Raw genomic sequence first — 9,992 nt, forward strand, 5'->3', positions numbered from 1 at the left:
AATGAAAGCGTTTACCAGAAAATTGACGGCCGCCATGCCTGCCATGCTGCTATGCGCGTCACTAAGTGGAGTCACCACCATGAGCTATGCCGGGACAACCAATCCAAACGCGCCCGTTTCGCTGGTCGAAAAATGGGACAAAACCTTCGCGGAAAGCGCGAAAGTCACTCACCGTAAGGTGACCTTCCAGAACCGCTATGGGATCACCCTGGTCGGCGATCTCTACATTCCGAAAGATCGCGGCGAGCGCAAGCTGGCGGCGATTGCAGTCAGCGGCCCCTTCGGCGCGGTGAAAGAGCAGTCCAGCGGTCTGTATGCGCAGACCCTGGCGGAACAGGGTTTTGTCACCCTCGCCTTCGATCCTTCTTATACGGGGGAAAGCGGCGGCCATCCGCGTAACGTCGCCTCTCCGGATATCAACACCGAGGATTTCAGCGCGGCGGTGGATTTCTTAGGATTGCAAAACGAGGTGGACCGCAACCGAATTGGCCTGCTCGGCATCTGCGGCTGGGGCGGCATGGCGCTGAACGACGCCGCGATGGATACCCGGGTGAAAGCGGTGGCCACCAGCGTCATGTACGACATGAGCCGCGCGATGGGCCACGGCGTTGGCGACGGTAAAGACCGCTATACTACCGCCGATCGCCGCGCCGTCTTGCAGTATCTGAACGCGCAGCGCTGGAAGGATGCGGAAAGCGGCACCTTCGCGCCGGGCGGGCATGATATTTATGTCGATCAGAAAGGTCACGTCAGCGCAGGCGATCGTATTCTGCCGGAAACCTTACCGGCCAACCCGAACCCGGTTTTGAAAGAGTTTTTTGACTATTATCGGATGCCGCGCGGTTTCCACGCCCGCTCCGTGAACTCAACCGGCGCGTGGAATGCAACCATGCCGCTGTCGTTTATGAATATGCCGCTGCTGAGCTATGCCAGTGAAGTCACTATCCCGACGCTGATCGTGACCGGAGAAAAAGCCCACTCACGCTATTTTGCCGAAGACGCCTTTAAGGCCATCGGCAGCAAAGAGAAAGAGCTGGTGATTGTCCCCGGCGCGAACCATGTCGATCTCTATGACAATGCGGCCGGTAAAATCCCGTTTGCCAGATTTGAACAGTTTTTCAAAACCAACCTGAGATAACGGCCGGAAGCCGCCCGATCGTCGCGGGCGGCTTGCCCTCGCCCGCGCATGACGTTTACCCACGCTTTAGTCGTTATTCAATGAATAGCGACCGCTCCGGCCGCACCCGAATCTGGCCGGAAAAATACAGAGATACCCCTATCATGTCCACACTGAGTCGTCGTACACCACACCCTCAACCGCACGCCCATTGGGGCGGCGTCTTTGCCATGACGCTGTGCGTTTTTGTCCTCATCGCTTCCGAGTTTCTGCCGGTCAGCCTGCTGACGCCGATCGCCGGAGAGTTAAACATCACCGAGGGGCTGGCAGGCCAGGGCATTGCGATTTCCGGCGCCCTGGCGGTGCTGACCAGCCTGACTATCTCTAACCTTGCCGGAAGTCTGAATCGTAAACACCTTCTGCTGGGGCTGACGGTTCTGATGGCGGTCTCGGGAATGATTGTCGCGCTGGCCCACAGCTATGCGATCTATATGGCGGGAAGAGCCCTGATTGGCATCGTTATCGGGGGATTCTGGTCGATGTCGGCGGCCACCGCCATCAGGCTGGTCCCCGCGCACCAGGTTCCCCGGGCGCTGGCGATTTTCAACGGCGGCAACGCGCTGGCGACCGTCGTGGCCGCGCCGCTTGGCAGCTATCTGGGGGCCACCGTCGGCTGGCGCGGCGCCTTTTTCTGCCTCGTGCCGCTGACGATAATCGCGTTCATCTGGCAATGCTTCAGCCTGCCTGCGATGGAAAGCGATAAAGCGAGCCGGCCGCGCGGCTCCGTGCTTCGCCTGCTCAGACATTCCATCGTCGCGATCGGTCTGCTGGCCTGCGGACTCTTCTTTATGGGGCAGTTTGCCTTATTTACCTACGTGCGGCCGTTTCTGGAAGCGGTGACCGGCGTCAGCGCCTCTGGCCTGTCCCTGATTTTGCTCGCTATCGGCGTCGCGGGTTTTATCGGCACCCTGGGCGTTTCAACACTCCTCAACGCCCGGTTTTATCAGACCTTAATGACCATCCCTTTATTGATGGCCCTCCTCGCCGGCACGTTGCTTCTGGTAGGACACCACGCCTGGACCGTTGCCGTGCTGTTAAGCCTGTGGGGGATGCTGGCGACCGCGGCGCCAACCGGCTGGTGGACATGGATCGCGCGGACGCTGCCCGACGACGCCGAAGCGGGAGGCGGTCTGATGGTTGCCGTTATTCAGCTGTCGATCGCGCTGGGTTCGACGACGGGCGGTTTGGTATTTGACCGCCTGGGGTGGCAAAGCGCGTTTGGCTTAAGCGGCATACTGCTTCTTGCCGCGGTCGGGATGACGTTGTACACCAGCCGGCAAATGACGCAATAAGCTGACGCCATCCGAAGCGGGTAGCGGATTTTTCTCGCCGCGGGTAATGCGTATAATGCGGCTTCGATACACGCTAAAAATAACCGCGGCTCATATGATAAATCTCAATCGATGTTGTTATTTGCTCCTGATTTTCGCAGCGGTCGGCAGCATTTTTACCGCCTGGCCCTTTGCTACCTGGATCCTGCTGGTCAACGCGCTGACCCTGGCGATCTACGGCGTGGATAAAATGGCGGCGCGCAGGGCCTGGCGCAGAGTACCGGAAGCCACATTGCTGGCGTTCGGGGTGCTGGGCGGCTGGGCTGGCGCGATAGCCGGCCAACAGCTGTTCCGCCACAAAACGCAAAAGCAGCCGTTCAGAACCCGATTCATCATCAGCACGATCGTCAGCCTCTCAGGGATGGTGGCGATTTATTTGTTCTCTCCTTTTTCTTTTCACTAATTTCCGGCGAGGCTAACGGTTTGCAAACGCGTGGAATGCACTCAACCCGCCGCTATTCGTAGTATATTATTGAGAGTATTGTTGATTATCAGGTGTCCCTTATGACCTACTCCATCGGAGAATTTGCGCAGCTTTGCGGCATAAACGCGACGACGCTCCGCGCCTGGCAGCGTCGCTACGGCCTGCTTAAACCACAGCGTACCGATGGCGGCCATCGCCTGTATAACGATGACGATATCCAGCAGGCGCTTAAAATCCTCGACTGGGTAAAAAAAGGGGTACCTGTCAGCCAGGTAAAGCCCCTGCTGGCGCGCCCTGGCGCACGGCGGACGAATAACTGGATCACCTTGCAGGAGAGCATGCTCCAGCGGCTTAAAGAGGGGAAAATCGAATCCCTGCGCCAGCTGATTTACGACGCCGGTCGTGAATCCCCCCGCCCCGAGCTGGTCACCGAAGTACTGCGCCCGCTGCGTAGCCAGGTTTCCGCCAACGTACCGGCCATCATGACGCTGCGCGAAATCCTCGACGGCATCATTATCGCCTACACCTCTTTTTGCCTCGAAGGGGACAAAAAGGCGCCCGGCGATAACTATCTGATCACCGGCTGGCACCTGACGGACGCCTGCGAAATCTGGCTCGAAGCGCTCAAACGCACCGGTCAGGGCCACCGCATCGACATCCTTCCCTCTCCCCCCGCGACCCTGGCGCCGGAGATCCTGCCGGATCGCAAATGGCTACTGGTGACGACCGGTAAACTCTCTCCAGCCCGGCAGAAACAGGTTGAACGTTGGCAGCAGCAGGTTGTCTCTCTGGAGATTGTTGCGCTGTAATTGCGTGCGCCACCGCTCCGTGGCGCAACGAGCAGGTCCCTCAGAATTGCCCCTCTTCTTTTTCCGCACAAGCCCGCTGACTCTTCTTTTCTCTCCAACACCCACAAAATCATGCTTCAAAGACATGTTATTAACCAACTGATAATCAATGAAAATAAAAAATATTTTAGTCAAAACTTGGACAAATAATATTAATTGTGTAAGTTTTAACTATGCCATATTGTTTACTCAGGAAGTGACCTATGAGTCCCTCGCCATCCATCATTAGCCGTTTTAGTACGTACTACGCCACGCTGGATACCCAGCCGCCTTCGGCGCTGGCCGCGCTGTACCACACGAATGCGGTGCTGATCGATCCTTTTGGCCAACACCAGGGGCTGTCCGCGATCCAGGGTTATCTTTCGCACCTGCTGGCCAACGTCGATCATTGCCGTTTCACCCTCGATGCCCCGCTCTGCGAAGGTCAACGTTTTGCCGTCGCCTGGACCATGCACTGGTCGCATCCGAGACTTGCCGGGGGTAAGGCGCTACAGCTTGCGGGCTGCTCGGTGGTCACCGTTGAAGACGAACGAATTATTCACCAGCGTGACTACTACGACGCCGGGGAGATGCTGTACGAACACCTTCCCCTGCTGGGCTGGGCGGTGCGCGGCGCTAAACGGAGGGTGCGGTCATGATGACGGTGCTCATCACCGGCGCCAGCTCCGGCATTGGCGCCGGGCTCGCCAGGTCCTTCGCTGCGGACGGCCACCGGGTTATCGCCTGCGGCCGCGATCCGTCGCGTCTGTCGGCGCTACAGCAGCACAGTCCCCACATCAGCGTCCGCTCTTTCGATATGACGGACAGGGATGCCTGTCGCCAGACGCTCGCTGACTGCCGCGCCGATCTGATCATTCTCTGCGCCGGGACCTGCGAATATCTCGAACACGGAACGGTGGATGCCGGGCTGGTTGAAAGGGTCATCACCACTAACTTTCTCGGGCCGGTGAACTGCCTGGCGGCGATTCAGTCGCAGCTGTCAGCCGGGAATCGCGTGGTGCTGGTGAGCTCGATGGCGCACTGGCTACCCTTTCCTCGGGCCGAAGCCTATGGCGCCTCGAAAGCGGCGCTGACCTGGTTTGCCAACAGTCTGCGCCTGGACTGGGAGCCAAGAGAGATCGCCGTCACGGTCGTTTCGCCTGGGTTTGTTGACACTCCGCTGACGCGTAAAAACGATTTTTCTATGCCCGGCCAGGTGAGCGTAGAGCAGGCGGTTAAAGCGATTCGCCGCGGTCTGGCGAAAGGGCACGATCGTATCGCCTTCCCGACGGGCTTTTGCCTGCTTCTGCGCCTGCTGGCCGGGCTTCCTGAAGGACTTCAGCGCAGGCTATTGCGCAGGATGGTGCGCCCATGAAAATCGCGATTATTGGCAGCGGCATTGCCGGGCTGACCTGTGCCTGGCGCCTTGCCGGGCAACACGAAGTGACCCTGTTCGAAGCGGCGTCCACGCCGGGGGGGCATACCGCCACGGTGGATATCGCCACGCCGCAGGGTACCTGGGCCATCGATACCGGATTCATCGTGTATAACGATCGCACCTATCCGCGCTTTATGGGCCTGCTTAACGAGCTGGGGCTGAGCGGTCAAAAAACGCAGATGAGCTTTTCGGTCCACAATCCGCAAAGCGGGCTGGAGTATAACGGCCACAGCCTGAGCTCGCTTTTCGCCCAACGGCGCAATCTGCTAAAGCCGGCCTTCTGGGGGTTGCTGACGGAGATCGTCCGCTTTAATCACCTGGCGAAGCAGGCGCTGGCGGGGGCGTTCGACCCGGGCGCCACGCTGCAGACCTTCCTTGAGCGGCACCGTTTTAGCCCCTTTTTCGCACGCCACTATATCCTGCCGATGGGGGCCGCTATCTGGTCTTCGTCGCTGCAGGAGATGCGCCGCTTCCCGCTGGCGCTGTTCCTGCGCTTCTTTGATAATCACGGCCTGCTGGATATCCGCCAGCGCCCGCAGTGGTACGTGGTGCCCGGCGGCTCGCGCGAATACGTGCGCGCCCTGCTTGCCCGGTCCGGCGATCGCCTGCGCCTGCGCCTCAATGCGCCGGTGCAGAACGTGATCCGTCATCAGGATGGCGTCACGCTCCAGCTGGCATCGGGGGAGCAGCACTTCGATCAGGCGATCTTCGCCTGCCACTCTGCCGAAGCGCTGGCCATGCTGGCGGACCCGACGCTCGCCGAACGCGAAATACTGGGGGATATCGGCTGGCAGCGAAACGAGGTGGTCCTGCACAGCGATCCCCGCTGGCTGCCGGTGCGCAAGCGCGCCTGGGCCAGCTGGAACTATCGCCTGAGCGAACAGGATCAGGCCAGCGCCTGCGTCACCTATAACATGAATATTCTCCAGGGCCTGTCTGCCGACGCCCCGCTGTTCTGCGTCACCCTCAATCCGCCAACGCCGGTGGACCCGCGCTTCGTCTGGAAGCGTATGGTCTATGAACACCCGCTATTTAATCCCCAAAGCTGGTCCGCCCAGATGCGGCGCGAGGAGATTAACGGCCGCCAGCGAAGCTGGTTCTGCGGCGCGTACTGGTACAACGGTTTTCATGAAGATGGCGTGCGCAGCGCCCTCGATGTGGTCAACGGCATCATCGCGGCGGAGAACCTCTGACATGAACAGCTGCCTCTATCAGGGCGTATTACGCCACCGCCGTCTTCAGCCGAAAGCGCACCACTTTCGCTATCGCATCTTTATGGCCTGGCTCGATCTGGATGAGCTGGATCGGCTCGGCGAAGCGGGTATCCGCCGCAATCGCTTTGCTGCCGCCTCTTTTTACGATGCGGATTATCCGCTGGGCACGCCGCTGAAAGCGCAGGTTCTGAACCGGCTGGAAAACCTGACCGGCGCGCGCCCGGATGGCCGCGTCATGCTGCTGACCCAACTGCGCTACCTGGGCTTTCATTTTAACCCGGTCAACTTTTACTACTGCTACGACGGCGCCGGTACCCTGCGCTGGGTGCTGGCCGAAGTGCGCAATACGCCGTGGAATGAGCGCCATTACTACGCGGTAGACGGTCAACGGGCGCGTCCGCTGGCGAAAGCCTTTCACGTCTCGCCGTTTAACCCGATGGATATGGTCTACCTCTGGCGCTTTAACAGTCCCGGTAAAACGCTGCACATGCATATCGAGAACCATCAGGCCGCGAAAGTCTTCGACGCCACGCTGGCCCTGAGCCGCGCGCCTTTAACGCGGGCCAGCCTGCGCGGGCTGCTGCTGCGCATTCCGCTGATGACGCTGAAAACCGTCCTCGCAATCTACTGGCAGGCGCTGCGGCTGTGGCTCAAGCGCGTGCCGCTGTACAACCACCCTGTCAGCAGGAGTGAACGCTCATGACCGATCCAGTCTTTGCGCTTGAACCCGATATCCCGCGCAACGTGCGTATCGCGCGCTGGTTACTCTTTCGTCTGTTGAGCGGCATTCGCGAAGGGGCGCTCACCGTACGCGAAGGGGCGCAAACTTTTCATTTTGGCGACCCCGCCGCCGCGCTGCGCGCCGAGGTGCACGTGCTCTCCTCGGGCGTCTACCGGCGTTTACTGACCGGCGGCAGCCTCGCCGCCGCGGAGGCCTGGATGGACGGCGAATGGGAGAGCCAGCAGTTGACGCCGCTGCTGCAGATCCTGGCGCGTAACGGCCAGGTACTGGGTCGGCTGGAGCGCGGCTTCCGGCTGCTGGGCAAGCCCGTCGAGCGGCTGCGCCACTGGACGCGCCGCAACTCGCGCGCGCAGGCGAAGGCGAATATCGCCGCCCATTACGATCTGGGCAACGACTTTTACGCCCACTTCCTTGACGACGAGCTGCTTTACTCCAGCGCGCTGTTTACCGACGACGGCCAGGATCTCACCCAGGCCCAGCGGGCCAAAATGGCGCGCCTGTGCGAGCGTCTGGCGCTTACGCCCGGCGATCATCTCCTGGAGATTGGCACCGGCTGGGGGGCGATGGCCGAATACGCCGCCCGCCACTACGGCTGCCGGGTCACCACCACCACCCTGTCGCAGGAACAGTTCCAGTGGGCCAACGCGCGAATTGCCCGCGCCGGGCTGCAGGATCGCGTCGAGGTACTGCTCTGCGATTACCGCGATCTGACCGGCCAGTACGACAAGCTGCTGTCGGTGGAGATGATTGAAGCCGTGGGGCAACGCTATCTGCCGGCTTTTTTTCGCACCTGCCAGGCGCGGCTGCGCCCGGGCGGCAGAATGGCGATCCAGGCAATTACCATCCAGGATCAGCGCTATCGCAGCTACAGCAAAAACGTGGATTTTATTCAGCGCTACATCTTCCCCGGCGGATTTTTGCCCAGCATCACGGCGATGAACGAGCTGATGACGCGGCACACCGATTTTGTGGTGCGCGATCTGTTCGATATGGGGCCGGACTACGCCCGTACCCTGGCCCACTGGCGGCAGAGATTTATCCACGCCTGGCAGGATATTGAGAAGCTCGGCTTTGACGATCGCTTCCGCCGCATGTGGCTCTACTACTTCGGCTACTGCGAAGCCGGGTTTAACGCCCGCACCATCAGCGTTGTGCAGCTTACCGCGGAGCGAACATCATGAAACGCATTCTGACCCTTGGCCTCGCGCTGCTGATGCTGGCGCTGGCGGGCTGCAGCGCCGAAGTGACCGACTACCGGCAGCAGCAGCCGGCGCTGGACATTTTCCACTACTTTCAGGGCAAAACGGAAGCCTGGGGGATGGTTCAGGATCGCAACGGCAAGCAGCTGCGCCGCTTCCATGTCGCCATTGACGGCGACGTTGTTGGCGACACGCTGACGCTCCACGAACGCTTTATTTACGATGATGGCGAAAAGCAGCAGCGGGTATGGCGCATTCGCCGCGCCGGCGACCACCGTTATGAAGGCACCGCGGGCGACATTGCCGGCGTGGCGACCGGCCAGGCGGCGGGCAACGCTTTTCACTGGCGCTACAGCATGAACGTGACGGCCAGCGGTAGCACCTGGCTACTGCACTTCGACGACTGGATGTTCCTGCAGGACGACGCGCACCTGTTCAACAAAACCGAGATGAAGAAATTCGGCATTACCGTCGCCACCGTGACCCTTTTCTTCACCCGAACCGCACAATAAAAGAGGACTACGCCATGAACACACAACCTGTCATTGGGATCAGCGGATGTTTGACCGGTTCTGCCGTACGATTCGACGGCGGGCATAAGCGCATGGGCTTTGTGATGGACGAGCTGGCGCAGTGGGTGGCGTTTAAACCCGTCTGCCCGGAGATGGCTATCGGCCTCCCCGTCCCGCGCCCGGCGCTGCGGCTAGTGCAAACGACCGAAGGGGAAATCCGCATGCGCTTCACGCATGCACCGCACGACGACGTGACGGAGAAGATGGCCGATTTCGCCAGCGCCCACCTCTCGACCCTGGGCGAGCTATCGGGATTTATCGTCTGCGCCAAATCGCCCAGCTGCGGCATGGAGCGCGTGCGGCTGTACGATGAAAAGGGCAATCGCGGGCGAAAAGAAGGCACAGGGTTGTTTACCGCCGCGCTGATGGAGAAATATCCGTGGCTGCCGGTGGAAGAAGATGGCCGCCTGCACGATCCGGTGCTGCGTGAGAATTTTGTCGAACGGGTCTTCGCCCTGCACGAGCTTAACTGTCTGCACAAAAATGGCCTGACGCGCCGCGCGCTGCTGGATTTCCATAGCCGCTATAAACTGCAGCTGCTGGCCCACCATCAGGCGGGATACCGCGAGATTGGCCCGTTCGTTGCCTCGCTCCACGAATGGCAGGATCTGGAGGCTTTCTTTGCGATCTACCGCGAAAAACTGATGACGATCCTGAAACAGCCCGCCTCGCGTAAAAACCACACCAACGTGCTGATGCATATTCAGGGCTACTTTCGTAACCAGCTAAACAGCCGCCAGCGCGGCGAGCTGCGGGAGGTGATCCTTAACTATCGCTCCGGGCTGCTGCCTATCCTTGCGCCGTTAACGCTGCTTAAGCACTATCTGGCCGAATACCCGGATCGCTATCTGCAGGCGCAGAACTACTTTGATCCCTACCCGCAGGACCTGGCCCTGCGCCTGACGGTGCATTGAGATAGCTGAACGCGCGAAGAGGCTGGCGCACGCCAGCCTCTTCGTTGTTGGATCCATCGGCTTCTAGAACCACGCTTCAAACATGCCGCCAAGGTTTAACGAATCCAGCTGCTCGTCTTTGGTGCCGTTAACCTTCGCAGTGCGCTTGTTATCC

12 protein-coding genes are annotated in these 9,992 nt (G+C 60.2%); 11 read left to right on the forward strand and 1 reads right to left on the reverse strand.

The genetic code is table 11. From position 1 onward, the window contains the following. The first annotated feature begins 1 nt into the window (after nt 1). From SIK97_RS28205 to SIK97_RS28255, 11 genes are all read left to right on the forward strand, one after another. The gene (locus tag SIK97_RS28205; protein WP_014229103.1) at nt 2–1,138 is read left to right on the forward strand and encodes an alpha/beta hydrolase; all 1,137 of its coding nucleotides are present in this window, start codon (nt 2–4) and stop codon (nt 1,136–1,138) included. Nucleotides 1,139–1,281: 143 nt separating this feature from the next. Further along, nucleotides 1,282–2,469 (forward strand): MFS transporter, encoded by a 1,188-nt coding sequence (locus SIK97_RS28210; RefSeq protein ID WP_192845386.1) that lies wholly within the window; start codon nt 1,282–1,284, stop codon nt 2,467–2,469. Nucleotides 2,470–2,566: 97 nt separating this feature from the next. Beyond that, on the forward strand, nt 2,567–2,911 hold the full coding sequence (locus SIK97_RS28215) for a DUF1294 domain-containing protein (protein WP_071957387.1): 345 nt from the start codon (nt 2,567–2,569) through the stop codon (nt 2,909–2,911). A 101-nt stretch (nt 2,912–3,012) separates the two neighbouring features. Beyond that, nucleotides 3,013–3,741: a MerR family transcriptional regulator gene (locus SIK97_RS28220; protein WP_048263682.1), complete on the forward strand. Its 729-nt coding sequence runs from the start codon at nt 3,013–3,015 to the stop codon at nt 3,739–3,741. 242 nt (nt 3,742–3,983) lie between these two features. After that, complete coding sequence (locus SIK97_RS28225; RefSeq protein WP_032749361.1) at nt 3,984–4,418, forward strand: nuclear transport factor 2 family protein; 435 nt, start codon at nt 3,984–3,986, stop codon at nt 4,416–4,418. Next, a complete protein-coding gene (locus SIK97_RS28230; protein ID WP_032749362.1) occupies nt 4,415–5,134 on the forward strand; it encodes an SDR family NAD(P)-dependent oxidoreductase in 720 nt (239 codons plus the stop codon). The genes SIK97_RS28225 and SIK97_RS28230 overlap by 4 nt, the downstream gene beginning before the upstream one ends. After that, complete coding sequence (locus SIK97_RS28235; protein ID WP_241183224.1) at nt 5,131–6,390, forward strand: NAD(P)/FAD-dependent oxidoreductase; 1,260 nt, start codon at nt 5,131–5,133, stop codon at nt 6,388–6,390. Before SIK97_RS28230 ends, SIK97_RS28235 begins: the two co-directional genes overlap by 4 nt. A 1-nt stretch (nt 6,391) precedes the next feature. Continuing rightward, nucleotides 6,392–7,114 carry a DUF1365 domain-containing protein gene (locus SIK97_RS28240; RefSeq protein WP_047723943.1) on the forward strand — a complete coding sequence of 241 codons (723 nt, stop codon included), beginning with the start codon at nt 6,392–6,394 and terminating at the stop codon, nt 7,112–7,114. Further along, nucleotides 7,111–8,334 carry an SAM-dependent methyltransferase gene (locus SIK97_RS28245; RefSeq protein WP_047723944.1) on the forward strand — a complete coding sequence of 408 codons (1,224 nt, stop codon included), beginning with the start codon at nt 7,111–7,113 and terminating at the stop codon, nt 8,332–8,334. Before SIK97_RS28240 ends, SIK97_RS28245 begins: the two co-directional genes overlap by 4 nt. Next, a complete protein-coding gene (locus SIK97_RS28250) occupies nt 8,331–8,864 on the forward strand; it encodes a DUF3833 domain-containing protein (protein ID WP_032749369.1) in 534 nt (177 codons plus the stop codon). The genes SIK97_RS28245 and SIK97_RS28250 overlap by 4 nt, the downstream gene beginning before the upstream one ends. A gap of 14 nt (nt 8,865–8,878) precedes the next feature. Then, on the forward strand, nt 8,879–9,838 hold the full coding sequence (locus SIK97_RS28255; RefSeq protein WP_014229093.1) for a YbgA family protein: 960 nt from the start codon (nt 8,879–8,881) through the stop codon (nt 9,836–9,838). 63 nt (nt 9,839–9,901) lie between these two features. Here SIK97_RS28255 and SIK97_RS28260 read toward each other — a convergent pair. Continuing rightward, a partial coding sequence (locus SIK97_RS28260) for a maltoporin (RefSeq protein WP_074194650.1) occupies nt 9,902–9,992 on the reverse strand: 91 nt, incomplete at its 5' end.

The sequence above is a fragment of the Klebsiella sp. JN_Kp126 genome (genome assembly GCF_033843325.1).
GTDB lineage: Bacteria > Pseudomonadota > Gammaproteobacteria > Enterobacterales > Enterobacteriaceae > Klebsiella > Klebsiella michiganensis.

Excerpts from the sequence above, each read along its gene's own strand:
- SIK97_RS28205 (WP_014229103.1), top strand. The coding sequence starts at position 2 with ATGAAAGCGTTTACCAGAAAATTGACGGCCGCCATGCCTGCCATGCTG.
- SIK97_RS28210 (WP_192845386.1), top strand. The coding sequence starts at position 1,282 with ATGTCCACACTGAGTCGTCGTACACCACACCCTCAACCGCACGCCCAT.
- SIK97_RS28220 (WP_048263682.1), top strand. The coding sequence starts at position 3,013 with ATGACCTACTCCATCGGAGAATTTGCGCAGCTTTGCGGCATAAACGCG.
- SIK97_RS28225 (WP_032749361.1), top strand. The coding sequence starts at position 3,984 with ATGAGTCCCTCGCCATCCATCATTAGCCGTTTTAGTACGTACTACGCC.
- SIK97_RS28230 (WP_032749362.1), top strand. The coding sequence starts at position 4,415 with ATGATGACGGTGCTCATCACCGGCGCCAGCTCCGGCATTGGCGCCGGG.
- SIK97_RS28235 (WP_241183224.1), top strand. The coding sequence starts at position 5,131 with ATGAAAATCGCGATTATTGGCAGCGGCATTGCCGGGCTGACCTGTGCC.
- SIK97_RS28240 (WP_047723943.1), top strand. The coding sequence starts at position 6,392 with ATGAACAGCTGCCTCTATCAGGGCGTATTACGCCACCGCCGTCTTCAG.
- SIK97_RS28245 (WP_047723944.1), top strand. The coding sequence starts at position 7,111 with ATGACCGATCCAGTCTTTGCGCTTGAACCCGATATCCCGCGCAACGTG.
- SIK97_RS28250 (WP_032749369.1), top strand. The coding sequence starts at position 8,331 with ATGAAACGCATTCTGACCCTTGGCCTCGCGCTGCTGATGCTGGCGCTG.
- SIK97_RS28255 (WP_014229093.1), top strand. The coding sequence starts at position 8,879 with ATGAACACACAACCTGTCATTGGGATCAGCGGATGTTTGACCGGTTCT.